At 42.0% G+C, this 15669-nt stretch carries 12 protein-coding genes and 1 pseudogene; 5 read left to right on the top strand and 8 right to left on the bottom strand.

Translation table 11 applies throughout. The features are described 5' to 3' along the window. The first annotated feature begins 8 nt into the window (after positions 1–8). On the top strand, positions 9–3842 hold the full coding sequence (tssM, locus tag I6L24_RS11235; RefSeq protein ID WP_216986014.1) for a type VI secretion system membrane subunit TssM: 3834 nt from the start codon (positions 9–11) through the stop codon (positions 3840–3842). Positions 3843–4027: 185 nt separating this feature from the next. Further along, positions 4028–4789 carry an OmpA family protein gene (locus tag I6L24_RS11240; protein ID WP_410550537.1) on the top strand — a complete coding sequence of 254 codons (762 nt, stop codon included), beginning with the start codon at positions 4028–4030 and terminating at the stop codon, positions 4787–4789. A 117-nt stretch (positions 4790–4906) separates the two neighbouring features. Here I6L24_RS11240 and I6L24_RS11245 read toward each other — a convergent pair whose 3' ends face one another. The 4 genes from I6L24_RS11245 to I6L24_RS11255 form a co-directional block, all read right to left on the bottom strand. After that, positions 4907–6241, bottom strand: a complete 1335-nt coding sequence (locus I6L24_RS11245) for an ISNCY-like element ISAba32 family transposase (RefSeq protein WP_216986015.1) — start codon at positions 6239–6241, stop codon at positions 4907–4909. Between the two features lie 250 nt (positions 6242–6491). Next, positions 6492–7127: an AMP-binding protein gene (locus tag I6L24_RS11250; RefSeq protein WP_228733315.1), complete on the bottom strand. Its 636-nt coding sequence runs from the start codon at positions 7125–7127 to the stop codon at positions 6492–6494. Next, positions 7102–7245 (bottom strand): hypothetical protein, encoded by a 144-nt coding sequence (locus I6L24_RS16590; RefSeq protein WP_228733316.1) that lies wholly within the window; start codon positions 7243–7245, stop codon positions 7102–7104. Before I6L24_RS16590 ends, I6L24_RS11250 begins: the two co-directional genes overlap by 26 nt. Positions 7246–7283: 38 nt before the next feature. After that, positions 7284–8018, bottom strand: a complete 735-nt coding sequence (locus I6L24_RS11255; protein WP_129717353.1) for a thermostable hemolysin — start codon at positions 8016–8018, stop codon at positions 7284–7286. Positions 8019–8206: 188 nt separating this feature from the next. Here I6L24_RS11255 and I6L24_RS11260 point away from each other — a divergent pair, with 188 nt between their 5' ends. Both I6L24_RS11260 and I6L24_RS11265 read left to right on the top strand, forming a co-directional pair. Further along, on the top strand, positions 8207–8593 hold the full coding sequence (locus I6L24_RS11260) for a diacylglycerol kinase (RefSeq protein WP_005107001.1): 387 nt from the start codon (positions 8207–8209) through the stop codon (positions 8591–8593). 39 nt (positions 8594–8632) lie between these two features. Next, a complete protein-coding gene (locus tag I6L24_RS11265) occupies positions 8633–9304 on the top strand; it encodes a phosphatase PAP2 family protein (RefSeq protein WP_077067984.1) in 672 nt (223 codons plus the stop codon). A 66-nt stretch (positions 9305–9370) separates the two neighbouring features. On the opposite strand, the gene I6L24_RS11270 is transcribed toward I6L24_RS11265, so the two are convergent. From I6L24_RS11270 to I6L24_RS11285, 4 genes and pseudogenes are all read right to left on the bottom strand, one after another. Then, positions 9371–10690, bottom strand: coding sequence for a sensor histidine kinase (locus tag I6L24_RS11270; RefSeq protein ID WP_044110497.1), 1320 nt, complete (start codon positions 10688–10690; stop codon positions 9371–9373). Positions 10691–10695: 5 nt separating this feature from the next. Next, complete coding sequence (locus I6L24_RS11275; RefSeq protein WP_044110475.1) at positions 10696–11367, bottom strand: response regulator transcription factor; 672 nt, start codon at positions 11365–11367, stop codon at positions 10696–10698. 1 nt (position 11368) lies between these two features. Then, positions 11369–13054: a phosphoethanolamine transferase gene (locus I6L24_RS11280; RefSeq protein ID WP_129717355.1), complete on the bottom strand. Its 1686-nt coding sequence runs from the start codon at positions 13052–13054 to the stop codon at positions 11369–11371. 105 nt (positions 13055–13159) lie between these two features. Further along, positions 13160–14158: pseudogene (locus I6L24_RS11285) on the bottom strand (DUF4010 domain-containing protein); the annotation flags it as partial. A 231-nt stretch (positions 14159–14389) separates the two neighbouring features. Between I6L24_RS11285 and I6L24_RS11290 the strand changes: the two are divergent. After that, a complete protein-coding gene (locus tag I6L24_RS11290; protein ID WP_216986016.1) occupies positions 14390–15439 on the top strand; it encodes an aromatic ring-hydroxylating oxygenase subunit alpha in 1050 nt (349 codons plus the stop codon). Positions 15440–15669: the final 230 nt, after the last annotated feature.

Consider the following 15669-nt stretch of genomic DNA (forward strand, 5'->3'; position numbering starts at 1 on the left):
AGATAAAAGTGAATACATTATTTTATACAGTGCTGGGGTATGTCTGGCAGTACATTAGCAACCCTAAAACAATGATGGCCTTATCCTTTTTAGTGGTCATTATTTCTATAAAAAATACGGTTTCTGATCGCATTTTCTGGATATTGCTGACCGTCTATGTCGCCATATTAATAGGCTGGGGGATTTATACACTTATCCGGTGTTATCTGCATACTAAAAAGGGTGAAGAAATCGAGACTGCCTTATCTCAAGGTTTTGCAGCTGAAAGCAAATACAATAATAAAGAAGAACTTCAGCAGATCAGTCAGCAAGTCAAACAATCTATTCAGCTGATTCGTAAGTCAAAATTAGGCGATCGTAAGGGTCACGCGGCACTGTATGAACTTCCTTGGTATATGGTCATCGGTAACCCGGCGGCTGGGAAAAGCTCGGCGATTTATCATTCCGGTTTGCGGTTTCCTTTTGAAGAAACTCATCAGAAAATGGTCTCTGCCGGACTTAGCGGAACTCGAAACTGTGACTGGTTTTTTTCAACTCAGGGTATTTTCCTGGATACAGCCGGACGCTATTCAGTCTATCCGGAGGACCATTCTGAATGGTTAGGCTTTTTAAATATTCTCAAGAAAAATCGTTCTAAAGTGCCAGTGAATGGTCTTATTGTGATCGTAAGTATCGCTGAGTTGGTCAATCAAAGTCCGGAGAAATCTCTACAACTGGCCAAGAACCTGCGTGCCCGTATTCAAGACCTGACTGAACGTCTAGAAGTTTTTGCGCCAGTTTATTTGGTATTTTCCAAGATGGACCTGATTGCCGGCTTCACGGAATTTTTTGATTGTTATCATGGACAAGAATTGGATCAGGTTTGGGGCGCAACTTTGGCTTATCAACCAGACTCGAGTGCAAATGCTGTTCAGCTATTTGAAAAGCATTATGGCATTTTATATGAGGGTCTGAAAAATGTAAGTATGACCCATTTAACCCGTCGGCATTCACAGCATATTTCACCCAGTGTAATGACCTTTCCATTGGAATTTAAGAGTCTCAAACCGGTATTAAGAACCTTTATCTTCACTTTATTCCAAGACAATCCTTATCAGTTTAAACCGGTTTTTCGTGGATTTTATTTTACCAGCGCCTTACAGGAAGGCTCCATTGAAAGTCCAATGACAGAACAGATTGCTGAGGACTTTCATCTGATCCGTAGCGATAATCATGATCTTGGCCTGTCTAAAGAGTCTGTATCACAGAATCATGGTTATTTTCTGAAAGGTTTATTTTCTGAAGTGATTCTTAAAGATAAAAATCTGGTGAAGCAGCATATTAATCCGGCACGAAAACGCCGACGCTTTATGGCTTTTACTGGTGCTTTACTTACTGTATCGATGGTGTTGAGTCTGTGGGTGTGGTCTTATCGAAATAATCAGCAATTAATGGAAGAAGTTCAGGCGGACCTGAATAAGGTCGTACAGATGCAGAAACAGTCAGGAACGGAGCTGGTCACACAAATCGATGCATTATTAATTTTGCAAGCTCATCTACAACAGTTAGATCAATTTGATCAGAAGCGCCCATTAAAATACAGTTTTGGTCTATATCAAGGACAACAGATCAGGGAGAAACTGCAAGCTGAATATCTTAAAGGAATTGAGCAATTAGTATTGCAGCCCAGCCAGCAAAATATTGCAGAATATCTACAACGGGTAAAAAACAATGCAGCAGTTCTTAAAGAAAATCATATTCATGTGCAAATTAATCCGACTGCACAAGTTCAGCAACTCGCATTAGAACCATCTGACCAAAATCCGCAAGATGCTTATAATGCACTTAAAACATATCTGATGTTGAGTAACCGTAAATCTATAGATTCCAGTCATCTCAGCGATCAGTTGACACGTTTTTGGCGGACTTGGCTGGATCAGCATCGTGGTCAGCTGCCACGTGCTGAAATGCTGCAAAAGGCCGAGCAGTTACTTAGCTATGCCATGACACTGACAGATTCGAGTTCATTTCCCCAGCTGGATTCCGATACTGTTCTGGTTGAACAGACTCGCCAGGTTTTAACCGCGATGATGACCGGAGTGTCTGCACGAGATCGTGTATATAACAAAATTAAAATGCGGGCTTTGATACGTTTTCCTGCATTAACGATCAAACAGATGGTCGGGGAGAATGCTCAGACAACCATGTTGGGAAGTTATGCCTTACCCGGTTTTTATAGCTATCAAGCCTGGAACGAATATGTACAACCTGCCATAGAAACCGCGGCGCAAAGCCCAACTGAAAGTAAAGATTGGGTACTTAATACATCACAGTCTGATGATTTGAGTTTTAGTGGCAGTCCTGAACAAATTCGACGCCAGCTGACTGAAATGTATAAAAAAGAATATATCAGCGAATGGCGTAAATTCTTGGGTGCCATTTATTATGCCAAGGCCGGTGACTTTAATCAGCAAACATATCAGATAGATATTCTTGGCGAACCAGAAAACTCACCGATTCGTAAAGTCATACAACGGGTAGCGCAAGAAACCAGCTGGGATAATCCAATGGTACAAGCTGAGTTGGCGGTTCCACAAAAAGGTTTTATTGCCTGGTTTAAACGCAAGATATTGCAACGTCATGATGGCAAGTTGGCACAGAATTCTGCATCGACTTTCTCTCAGGGGATGATTGCCAAAGACTTTCAGATCTTCTACCAGATTGTACGTACACGAGATGATTTGCAGAACCGGTCGCTGCTGGATGAGTATATGCAATCTCTGGCCAAGATACGGAGTCGCTTTAATGATCTAAAAAGTTCTGGAGATATTGGTCCGGCGAGCATGATGCTCCTTAAGCAGACCGTTGATGAGCAGAATTCTATCTTTAATATCACTCAAAAGTTTGTGGATGAGAAAATGTCGGTAGGAACCCATGAGCTGGATCAACAGCTGATTAAAAAGTTGTTTAGTGTTCCTCTCACACGTTCCTTTGAAAGTCTGATGCTTCCGGCACAAGCTGAAATGAACGAACTCTGGCTAATACAGGCCTATCAACCATTTAATGCAAATTTATCGCAAAAATATCCGTTTAGCAGTCAAGGTAGCTTACAGGCAACCTCTCAAGAAATTAATCAGATTTTTGGTGAAAATGGCAGTATTTCCCGTTTTGTCAAAGAGCATCTTGACCCCTTAGTGATCCGTCGTGGCTATAGCTTAAGCTCGAAAACCTGGCAAGATTTAGGGCTTAATCTAAATCCTGTGTTTGTTGCAAACTTTCAAAATTATGTCGCGCCTGTGAATGGTATGGCAACTGGTGAGTTAAATAATACCAGTCGTCAGGCAGTGAGACCCAATCAATCTAATTTCCAGTTTTACCCACTGGAACAGGCTCATTTATTGGCTTATACCATTGATATTGATGGACAAAGAATGCTATTTGAAAACGGAATTCAACAATGGGTGAATTTTATCTGGCCAAATTCCGGCGCAATTCCAGGCGCACGGATCACGGTGATTGATTTGGAAGGGAAGACCCATACCATTTTTGATGAGCCTGGGGAATATGGAATCAATCGTTTGATTGATAGTGCTCAGCGTACACAAAAAGGCAATATTTTTGAGATGGTCTGGCGCAGTAAAGAGAATCCTGAACTATTTGTGAAGACCAATTTTCGTTTGGTGAGTGGAAATAATGCAAGTTCTATCGGAAGTAATCCAAGTTATAGCAATTTACAGTTGGTGGATCAGGTTGTTTCGAATAAAGCAGTAAGAGTGGTCGCAGCACAGAATACGACGATGTCAGGAAAAACAGCTCAGATAACTAAGACGACTGCTGCAAACACAGGAACTTTAGCGCCATGATACTCATCAATCATATTGTAAATGGATCACGTGGGTGAATTGATATGAATTAAAAACAACCAATTTTAGTGTAGAAAATAATTCAAGGTTGGCGGTACTAGAATAGTCTTTAACTGAGAGTCAGATAAGCCTGACTCAAAGCATTAAATTAATTAAATAAACATTTATAGAAGCATAAAATGAAAATAAAAAATAAATACTTAAAGTTAAATAAAATCATTATTTTATTCTGTTTTTTAATTGGTTTTAATGTGCATGCACAACCTGTAATTGCTGAAGGTAATGTACCGAATAACAGTAGTAAGCAAGCTATTTTGGCGAAATTGTATTCAATTTATGGTCAGGAAAATGTGATAGATCGCATTCAGATTCGTCAAGTAGTAGCACCAACGGATTGGTCAAATATAGTCACTGATGTGATTAATGAAGATCTTAAAAAGGTTAAACACGGAATGTTAACAATTAAAGGTTCTGATATTCAGCTAACGGGTAAAGTATCAAATTCTTATGAAATTCATGATACTACAGAAAGATTTAAGGGTTTAACACCCGAAAATTACCGTTTAAATGCACAGCTTTCAGTCAATCAGGCAGAACAGAAGATTATTGATGCTGCATTAAAGAACCGGATTATTGAATTTGAATCTGGCAGTGCAATATTAGCAACTTCAGGTATACAGATACTGGATGAAATGGTCAGTGCCTTAAATAAAGTTAGCGGAAAAAAGATACGGATTATTGGACATACGGATAGTTCAGGCGATACTAATAAAAATCTCATGTTGAGTCAGCAACGTGCAGAAGCAGTAAAAGCTTATTTAATCGCAAAAAATCTTCCAGCGCATTTACTGAGTACTGAAGGTTCAGGTTCAAGTAAACCTGTAGCGGATAATGCAACAGCTGAGGGTCGTAAGAGAAATCGTCGGATTGAATTTGAAGTGCTTTAACGTTTAAGTTGCTTGAGCAGCTATAAGTATATGGTGAATGACCTGTATGAGTATATTAATAGTTGTTATTCACCAATTAAAATGTCTATGCGATAAACCATTTAAAATGTCCTGTTTTTAACCATAAGAGTCAAGCACAGGATTTAACTTTCTTTGTTCAATAACAGCTTTCTGAGCTTTACGACTCGGCATACTTTTCTTGAGACGGGAACGTTTATTCTGTTTTTCCAACTCTTCATGCTGTTGCTGAATATGTGCCAGAACTGTACCTAACCGTTTATTCTCAACGATCTCATTCTGCTGTAGCCCAGCTAATTTATTGAAAATGCTGTAGTTGAGCTTTCGTCCCTCGTGCATGAGAGCCACAGTCCCATCCGGGTACTCCAGAAATGAAATATATTGCCCAACAAGCTTATGATTCAGCTCTATCGGTTCAAGCAGATAAATACATTTGTCATAGGTCAGGGTCAGATTCTTGGTGACCTTACGCGGTTCCTGCCAGGTAAAAATATCATCCAGTTCAAGATGAGATTCGGTTAATGGCCGATGTAAATTCTTTGAGTTTCGCGCACACTTGGCAAACTTCTGATTGAAATGCTCAATAAAGCAGGGCAGCCAGGCATTTGCCTCGGCAATTGAACAGATACCTTCTAGGCGCATTTCCTTGATCAGGCGATCCTGGAGTGTTCTATTGGCACGTTCCACACGGCCTTTGGCCTGGGGTGAGTTGGCGAAGATAATATCAATATTTAACTCATTCAGAATCCACCCAAATTGCGTGATCTGGCTATCTTGGCTCGATTTCTGATTCACTCGGAATACCGAGTGTTTATCGCTATAAAACGCTAAAGGCTTGCCGTATTGCTCAATGTAGGCTCGGGTTGAAAGCATATAATCAAAGGTCGTTTCAGCCTCACAAAAGCGCAGATGCAACAGCTTTCCAGTGGCGTCATCGATATAAACCAGCAAGCAGCATTTGGAAGCTCGACCTTCAAACCAGTTATGATATGAGCCATCGATCTGGATCAGCTCACCGAAGCAATCACGGTTGTATCGAGGCTGATATGGACGTTTCAGGCGCTTGGATCGAGGAATCCAGAGGTCATTTGCAGTCATCCAGCGACGAACCGTTTCTACCGGGATATGCAGGCCAAACATGCTGCTGAGCTTCTCATGCGCCAATGTAGGACCAAAGCCAAGTAAATGTTCAGAAATAATGGAAAGACATTCTGATTTTAACAGGACGTCATGGCGACGATGACCCGGTTGACCACGACTGGCATGTGCCATACCTGAGACACCATCTTGATTGAGCTTCTGCAATAACCGGGTAATTTGACGGGTGGAAAGATTCAGGATTTCAGCAGCACGGACCTGGGTAATACGATGATCTCTAACGTCTTGCAGAACTGCAAGACGTTGAATTTCTTTATCAGACATAGTGATCAGCATCTATATTTTATATCCAGTCCATGGTGATAAAAACCATCATAAACCAGACATTTTTATTGGTGAGAATATAGACACTTTAAATGGGTTCTAACAATAGTATTTCGTATAATGTATATTATGTTAAATTGAGTACATGATACTTTAAGTTCATATCTTCCTTGTCCATAAAAGTGAATTTTGAAATTTTTAGAAGAAAATTGAATTAATCAGTCCAGCCCAATAAAACTGGGCTGATACTTTATTGTGGGATTTAGCAGACGCTCTGCACTGCATTTACAAACCGCTCTGTCTCAAAAGTATGATTAGATGTCAGGCCAAACTGGCTCACCTCGCCAACAATTACGGCGCGTCCCATGCTCAGTGCGACATAAATGCCGGCAATATTTTCTAATAAGGTGGCAAATGGAATCAGGCACAAATGCCGTCCAAGCTGACTGCTGGTCAGTGCCTGGCTCAGTGAATGAGTAATAGACTCAATGGTGTCTTCAGCCAGACACACGCCTTTCGGTGTCCCGGTACTGCCCGAGGTATAGGTGATTTTTGCCGGTTGCTGGGTTTGTAAAGAAGATGAATACTGTACTGCCTGCTCTAGCTGAAAAAAGCGTGCATGTAGCTGGCCAGTAATGGAAATCTCATCTCTACTCATGTCTTGAGCCAGATTTAACAGCCATTCTGGTGCAGAGAAAGATTCATCCAGAATACAGAGCAGCTCGGTTCGGCTGTCGGAAAGCAGATGCCGTACCTGCGCTGCAGTAAAAAACAGAGGCACCGGAATCACGGTCATGCCGGCTTTTTGTGCGGCAAGATCGACTACAATCCAGTCTATACTATTTATGCCCCACAAGGCCAGATGGCGCAGATTAAGCTGCTTGAAACTGGCACTCAATAATTCTACCCGCTGCTGTAGCTCCGCATAGCTGAGTGTTGGCCTGTGCGGTGACTACCGCTTCTCGTTGCGGATATTGTCGTGCTTGCAGGTTGATACGTTCAAATAAAGCAGTCATCATTTAAATTCTGTGCCTCGCTGATCAAGCAAAATGCTTTAATGACTAAATTGATAAAGTTGACGAGCGACTTGTAGGGCTTCTGCCACATCAATCGCCAGCACATAAGGTTTCTGCTGGTAATAACTGCCCCACAGGCGTTGTGCCTCTCCAAGGACTTGCGGATCAGCCTTTTCAAGCACATAAAAACGTAATCCCATCTGTTGCAACACATAACGTACTGCAGTTGTTCCGGTACATACTGCCCATTCGATGTGTTGCTGCGAGAGATGAAAAACCAGAAAGGACACCATCAGTTTGGCTTTGTCCATATCTAGTGCTGTCAGATTGCCAATTTCTACTACTTTGTCTCGGCTGACCCTGGTCTGGCTCAGTTTGCTTAATATGTTTTCAACGGGTTCATCGAGATACTGTTCCAGAAAGGCATTAAATTGATTTAAATGCTGCATACCAATCACCACCTGCATCTCGGCTCCGTGATAACCGGCAAACAGGGTTGAAGAGAAGCTCGATACAGTGGCCTGATGGACTTGCTGATATTTTTCCTGAATAAAATTTTCCAGGCTACGGCGTTCAGGTGTCTCGCTTTGTTCTACAGTTTTGACCGTCAAATGTAGCGATTGATCCTGTGCTGAAATTACCGGATACGCCGGAGGTACTTGTAGTAAAAATTTATTGTGATTGATTTGTTTTTTATATTCAGGCTGCTTGAAATATGTATTTAGAAAGTGAATCTGACTAGATAAATAAGGATCAAAACTAAACTTGATCATTTGGCTCACACCACGAAATTAACTTGCTACTCAAGATAGAAATCCAAACTTAAAAAATTCTTAATTTTGTGCAAAAGAATGTAAAAGCTATGTGTATAAAAAATCCAGAGAACGGCCGGTTTTTTTAAGAGCATTTTAAGATTGAAAATTTAAGTTGTTCCTATCTCTCTATTGACTGAATCTGCTTTATGTCTTCCTACCGATCACCTTATAAAGGCACCTCAGGAACGCAGCGTATTTTTAATGCGACCCGTTATTCCATGGCTGGTTTTAAAACCGCCTTTCAAAATGAGGCCGCCTTCCGGCAGATCCTGCTGATTAATCTTATTTTGATTCCTCTAAGCTTTTGGATGCCAGTTAGCCGAGTTGAGCAAGCGCTCATGGTCGCCGTGTGCCTATTGGCGTTGATCATTGAACTGATTAACTCAGCGATAGAGGCAGTGGTAGATCGTATTTCCATGGAACGGCATGAACTGTCTAAAAATGCCAAGGATATGGGCAGTGCGGCTCAGTTTGTAGCACTTAGTTTAATTGCCCTGACCTGGGGCATCATTTTGGCTGGTCATTTGATTTGACCTCTGCTCTTGCTACTGCCTGAAATGGACAACTTAAAAATGATCACTGACCGTTCCCGGTTTTTACTGACCCAAACTTTACTTTTGATCTTCAGTTTTTTGATTCTTCTCAACTTCTTTGACATTGGAGGAGTGCTGGACTTACAGCTCATCTATCCCTTTATCGATGATCATGGTCAATTTCCCCTTCGAAAACAATGGGCACTGGCAGAACTCAATCATCGCTATGTTAAAGACCTGCTGATTCTAGTGTATATCACATTATTACTGGGCTGGTTGGCATCACTGAAATGGCAGAACTGGTATATACGGCGCTGGGAATTTGGCTATTTTTTTAGCATGGTAGTGCTGACCACAGCCTCGATCGGAATTTTAAAATCCCAGTCAGCCCATGCCTGTCCCTGGGATATGACCATACCTACCCATAATGGGATTTTGTGGGATTTTAGTGCCACTGCAGGCCACTGTTTTCCTGGCGGGCATGCATCTAGTGGTTTTGCGTTAATGGCCGGCTATTTTGTTTATCGCATTTCTAACCGCAAGCGTGCTTATTTTCTTCTGATCGCTGCAGTAATTTTAGGGTTGGCCATGGGCTGGGCACAAATGATGCGCGGTGCACATTTCCTGAGTCATAACCTTTGGACTGGCTGGATTATCTGGTGCATGAATGTCATTGGCTATACGCTGTTTAGCCACAAACTCCCCCAATAGAAAAGACCACTCCTATACGCTCTAGTATCAGGCAACCTTAACTCCAAAAACTAGAAGCCTATTTGCTTAGGCTTTGGCCAAAGGAAACTTGACCTGTACACAAAGGCCACTCAGATTGACACTTCGCGAAAATTCTAGTGTTCCACCCAAGCGCTCGGTGGCTTTATCTACAATGGATAAACCCAAACCGCTGCCAATTTCTGCATGGTTATGTATCCGGTAGAAGCGTTGCCGGATCTGATTGAATTGAGCGGGATCTATCCCTGCACCACTGTCTTCAATCTGTAAAACTGCCTGATGGCCTTGCTGGAAAATCGACACATTAATCACGCCATCCTTCGGACTATATTTAATCGCATTATCAATTAAATTATAAATAATCGAGTGCAAGGCCGAAGCTTGGCCCTGAATCAATAGTTCCTGCTGCTGCTCTACCCCTAAATCAATGTCTTTCTGTAGCGCCAGTTGAATCAGCTCTTCGATACAGGTGACTGTCATTTGATTCAGTGATAGCAATTGAACAGGTTCGCTTAAACCTTCGGTCACATCCTGTTTGGCCAGACTTAATAACTGGTTGACCAGATGCTGCATGCGCAAAATGCCTTGACTCAAATTATGGATAGACTCGCTCTGAGGGAACTGCTGTAGCAAAATTTGTAGCTGTAAATTCAAGGCCGTCAGTGGCGTGCGTAATTCATGTGCAGAATCCGCTACAAATTGACGTTGTTCCTGTTGGGACAGAGAAATTCGGCCAAACAGATAATTCATTTCCTGAATGGTCGGTTCCAGCTCCAGGGGATAATCTTTCATTGCAATTGGCTTTAAGTCTTGTGCCTTGCGGCTGGCCAATTCAGTTTTAAAGTCATTGAGTGGCTGAAAATTTTTCCGGATCATCCAGCCTAAGCCAAACACTGCAAAAGGTAAAAAAAGTACGTAAGGAAGAAACATATTGGCTGCCAGTTCCAGCGCCAGTTCCTGCCGGACATTTTGCTGCTGGCTCACCTGAATCTGTAATTGCTTAGCAGGAATAATATAAGTTAACCAGGTTCCATATGGCGTTTGATGCTTGTAGAAACCTGCTTTCCTGACCGGTGCCACCAGAACATCCTGCGGATGCAAGGAAGTGGCTGTATCTGCATAGGACCAGATATCTACAAATAAATCTTCTTCACTGTATTGTTTGGCTAGATCGATTTGACTCTGCAGGGGCTGCGGATGATTTTCTGCAATACGCTCTGCCAGACTTTGCATCTGTTTATCCAGTACTTCATTAATTTCTTCGAGCGCAATCCGGTATGCCGCAAAGATCAGCACACAGCCCAGTACTACGCTAAATAATGAAATATAAATAACCAGACGTTTTTGCAAGGAATAACGTTTCTGCATGGCGCTCATCCTAAGCGATATCCTAGCCCGCGTATGGTACGTATGAAGTCTTTTCCTAATTTTGCCCGCAGATGATGGATATAGACTTCTACCGTATTACTACTGACATCACTATCAAAATCATAAAGCTTGTCTTCCAGATCATTCTTGGAAAAAATTTTATTCGGATGATTTAACATGGCCATTAAGATGGACCATTCCCGGTTGGATAATTCTATAGCCTGTCCATTAAACAGAGCGATATGCTGCTCCAGATCTAGTTCCAAACCACTGTGTGATAATTTCTTATTCGTATCTATCCCGGTATTTTTTAAACCACTACGGCGTATTAAGGCATGAATACGGGCCAGTAGCTCGTCAAATTCATAGGGTTTAATCAAGTAATCATCTGCTCCCTGATTCAGCCCATCTACCCGGTTTTGTAATTGATCCCGGGCAGAAATAATCAGCACCGGTAAATTCGGAAACTTCTGCCGGATATTTTTTAGCACCAGCATGCCATCCATCATCGGCAAGCCTAAATCGAGCAGGACAATATCATATGCCTGCTGCTGTAACTGTTTTAAACCCTCAATCCCATTATTGACCCAATGCACATCAAACTGATGCAGCTTGAGCAATGTTTCAGTCGACTCGGCAATCATAAAGTCGTCTTCAATAATTAGTATTTTATGCATTTCAAGCTCTGTTCTTTAAGGATGGTGAGCATTGTGCAAGCATATCATTTTTAGCTTCAATCACTTGCGTTTTTATATCCAGCAAGCTTAATAAGCTGGGGAAAAGATGATCCTGACTACGGGCCTGTTCGGTCTGTCCTTTGAGACAGCTGACCTGCTGGGTATTCTGCTGCTTCCAGGCATCGGAGAACCACATCAGCATCGGGACATGGGTTTGCTGGGTCGGCGCCATACTATAAGGTGCGCCATGCAGGTATAAACCATGCTCTCCGGTAGATTCTCCATGATCAGACAGGTACCAGAAACCGGTTTGATATTGAGTTTGCTGCTTTAAAGTTTCAACGATCTGGGCAAGAACATGGTCTGTATATACAATCGAATTATCATAGCTATTCTTTAATTCTTCTGTACTGCAGCCCTGAATAGCATTGCTATTACAAGTTGGTTGAAATGGCTGATACGGCGTTTTGGAACGCTTGAAATATGCTGGCCCATGACTGCCCATCTGATGCAGCACAATTAACTGCGGTTTCTGGTTATTTTTATCCAGATGCGCCAGATAATCTTTCAGACTATCCACCAGGATTTCATCAAAACATTCACCAGAAGCATCACACCACTTCTGTTTCAGTTGTGCCGGAATCTGATACTTTTGTACCCGGTCACAGGCACCTTTACAGCCTGAGTTATTATCAATCCAGGTCACCTGATATCCGGCGCGCTGAGCAATATCCAGCAAACCTTCACGGTGGCTGGCTAGCTGTTCATCATAGGTTTCACGTGACATGCCCGAAAACATACAAGGCACTGAAACGGCAGTTGCAGTTCCACAAGAGCTCACCTGATTGAAATTAATCACCGCTAACTTGCTCAGTTCAGGATTGGTATTGCGCGCATAGCCATTTAAAGCAAAACTCTCGGCACGTGCAGTTTCTCCAACAACTAGCACCATCAATTTGGGATGCTCCTGCATTTGGGCCTGCTGTAACAGATGTGCATCTTCGCCAAAAGCCACCAAAGGTAAATTCGCTTTAGGTGCTTTCTTTTTATAATAGGACAAGGTGGACGCGATGCTATTTTGTGGAGAAAGCATACCCTTCAGATCGCGGTGCTCACGGAAGATGGCGGCATAATCGACATAGAAACAGAACAATAAACCTAGAATCAGTCCGAGTGAGACTACACTGCTCAGGCTTTTATGCACCAGCTGATGCCCAAGCGATGCAGGCTGAATTTTAAGCATCCAGATGATAAAAAGTGGAAAAACTACAAATACTAGTGTCCAGATGACCAGTCGCATTGACCAGAGATCTCGAACTTCGCGGGCATCGGTTTGCAGCATATTCTGGATCTGATCTGGCGTAATAACGACCCCCAGACTATTGACAAAGTAAGCACTGAAACCACCCAGAATGATCAAGACACTGGCCAGTATTTTGGCGTTCCATTTCCAGTTCAGCCACTGTAATACCAGATTGTAAAACGCAATAATGATCAGCGCCGTAGCGACCAGTAACAGACCTGCTTTTAGATTGGCATAAGGCGTAAATTCATGAATTTTTTGATAGAAAGCAAAGTTTAGGATCAATCCCAGCCACATAGCCAGCAACATGTTGAAGCCTGAAAGACTAATCGACTTTTTAGGTCGCTGACTAAAAAAGGACGAATGGGAAAACAGCTTCAGCATGATCCGTGGCTCAAAGACTTTAAGATGCTTTAGCCTAGAATCTGAATCTTAAAAATGACTTAAAATGATTAGATCATTTCATAATATATGCAAACCCGCTCTTCTTTATTTCAAACTCAGAAGAATAAAGATAAGTCCTAACATATGTAGAATCTGGCTAGGCGCAAAATACAGAAAAAACTTCCATCCCCCGGTCACAAAAGAATTGATACTTTTAGACACCGCATGTGCCGCAAGTCCAATCATGACAGCATAAATTAAAGTCAGGTTGTGAGGATTTCCTTGTATCACTACACCTGCTACAGCAGCATGCACTTCAAATAAAGAGGCTAAAAAAGTACCTAAAATTAAGCCGCTATCTCCCAGTAAAAGATTTGCGCCGTAAATCCCGGCCTGGATTAAGGTCAAACTGACCGCAATAATCACCGCTTCTTTTATACTGAACATTCGGCTATCAATTTCTTGTATTTCATTGATGGTCGTACTGTTATCCGCTTGGGGAGTTCGATAAATCAAGAATCCGGCTGCAATACATAAAATTCCGATCCCCACCAAACTCGGAATCAGCTGGAACTTGAACCACTCTACGCTCACTCCCAGAACAATCAGCAAGAGCTGTAATAAGGTGGCAATACAGGAGATCAATCCGGCGCCTGCATTTAATTTTGCACTGGCCCGCCCGGATCGGACTTGCATGCCCAAACTGGCAATCGTGGCCGTACTGGAGACAAATCCCGAGGCTAAGGCAGATAAAATGAGAGCCTTATCATTGGATAGGATTCGTTTTGCCACATGTGCCATGGACTGCACAATCAAGATTAAAATGAGTAGTTTAAGGATGATATAGGGATTCAGTACGGCGCCCCACAAGGGCTTATTGGGCATGACCGGCAACGCAATCAATATCAAAGCCAATAAAAGTAAGCCATCTCTTAACTCATAGCTTTGGATCGTTTTTCCGGCAAATTGATGCAATGTCTGTTTGCCCATCAGGATGATCGTGAGTAGAACCGCCATCCCTGCAGCAAGTGGGATATTCCATACACAGATAGCGCCAATGATATAAGTCATCAAAAAAGCCAGTTCAGTGGTAGAGCCGATATCGACAGCGCTAACATAGGCTTTAAAAGATTATTTTCAGCGAAATTTAAGCTTAGAAATATCCCATCTCAATATTTGCGTGGTTGAACATAAAAAACCTGGAAAGATGCTTATTTTGTTTTTAATCGCTGGTCAGTGTTCTGATTTACGCAATCCTATGTCCTATTAATTGAAATTTCATAGAACACATTGCTGTTTTATAGTCCAGCTAAAGGTCATGACACAGAACCCATTATGAATACAAATATCGCCGCTTTTAGTCCCGACTTACCAGTCCATATGACATTCGAGGAACATGACTGGAATCTTTTGGCTCAGTACTGGTATCCGATTGCACTTGCGCGTGATATTACAGATCAGCCAACAAGTAGCATGCTGCTTGATATGCCTCTGGTGATTTATAAAATGAACGATGAACTGGTGGTGGCGAAAGATGCATGTCCGCATCGCGGTGTACCTTTAAGCTTGGGAAAAAATGACGGCCAAGGCGTGGTGTGTCGTTATCACGGTTTACGCTTTGGCAATGAAGGTAAATGCAACCGTATTCCTGCACATCCTCAGCATACAATATCGGAACGTTTCCATTTGAAAACTTATGCTGCGGTAGAAAAGTATGGTCTGATCTGGTGTTCATTAAGCGCTACAAAAGATGCAGAACCTCATATTCCTAATATGCCTTTTTGGGATGATGCTGAGTATCAGCAACTGGTCTGCCCTCAGATAGACATTCAATGTTTTGCAGGAAGACAGCTCGAAGGTTTTATTGATGTGGCACATTTTGCCTGGGTGCATCCCGATACTTTTGGTGATCCGGAGGATGTAGAAGTTCCTGATTACAGTACGACAGAAACGGATGTTGGTTTTAATGCAGATTATATCAGTAGTGTGGGACGTTATCCGATCGGAACAGAGCAGCGTGGCCAGGAAGATTTTAAATGGTTACGTCATTTTGAAGTGAGCCTACCCTTTACTGCAACCCTTACGATTCATTTTCCGAATGATGCCAAGCAGGTCATCATGAATGCGGCTTCACCGATGACTGCACGTTCAACACGACTTTTTGCGCCTATTTGCCGCAATTATGATAAAGATTTACCGGTTGAAGATGCCTATGCATTCAATATGAAAATTTTCGAGGAAGATCGTGTGATTGTAGAAAATCAGAAACCTGAATATTTACCTCTGGATTTATCTTTAGAAGCGCATTTTCCGGCAGATCGGAGTTCAAGCATGTACCGAAAATTACTACGCAAACGGGGATTTAGTCCTTTATTTGCTGCTTAAAATTTTATTCAAAAGAAAAGCAGTTATAGGTAGTAAGGGCTAGATATCCCCAGATATTTAAAAAATTACAGGATTATTAAATTTATAAGCTATATGTCGATGTAGGTCTTTAGCCAAACTTATTTTTGGATGAATTGGGTTATATCGTGATTTCTATCAGGATACATCTTGTTATATAGCCTCATGGGTCTTGTATTCTAGTGAAGAAAGGCCTTTTAGAATGGTAAAGA

This window comes from Acinetobacter lwoffii, from assembly GCF_019048525.1.
GTDB lineage: Bacteria > Pseudomonadota > Gammaproteobacteria > Pseudomonadales > Moraxellaceae > Acinetobacter > Acinetobacter lwoffii_K.

Bases quoted from the DNA above. Each gene is read 5' to 3' on its own strand.
- I6L24_RS11245 (WP_216986015.1), bottom strand. From the start codon at position 6,241: ATGCTGATCACTATGTCTGATAAAGAAATTCAACGTCTTGCAGTTCTG.
- I6L24_RS11270 (WP_044110497.1), bottom strand. From the start codon at position 10,690: ATGCAGAAACGTTATTCCTTGCAAAAACGTCTGGTTATTTATATTTCA.
- I6L24_RS16590 (WP_228733316.1), bottom strand. From the start codon at position 7,245: ATGACTGCTTTATTTGAACGTATCAACCTGCAAGCACGACAATATCCG.
- I6L24_RS11280 (WP_129717355.1), bottom strand. From the start codon at position 13,054: ATGCTGAAGCTGTTTTCCCATTCGTCCTTTTTTAGTCAGCGACCTAAA.
- I6L24_RS11265 (WP_077067984.1), top strand. From the start codon at position 8,633: ATGATCACTGACCGTTCCCGGTTTTTACTGACCCAAACTTTACTTTTG.
- I6L24_RS11255 (WP_129717353.1), bottom strand. From the start codon at position 8,018: ATGATCAAGTTTAGTTTTGATCCTTATTTATCTAGTCAGATTCACTTT.
- I6L24_RS11260 (WP_005107001.1), top strand. From the start codon at position 8,207: ATGTCTTCCTACCGATCACCTTATAAAGGCACCTCAGGAACGCAGCGT.
- I6L24_RS11290 (WP_216986016.1), top strand. From the start codon at position 14,390: ATGAATACAAATATCGCCGCTTTTAGTCCCGACTTACCAGTCCATATG.
- I6L24_RS11275 (WP_044110475.1), bottom strand. From the start codon at position 11,367: ATGCATAAAATACTAATTATTGAAGACGACTTTATGATTGCCGAGTCG.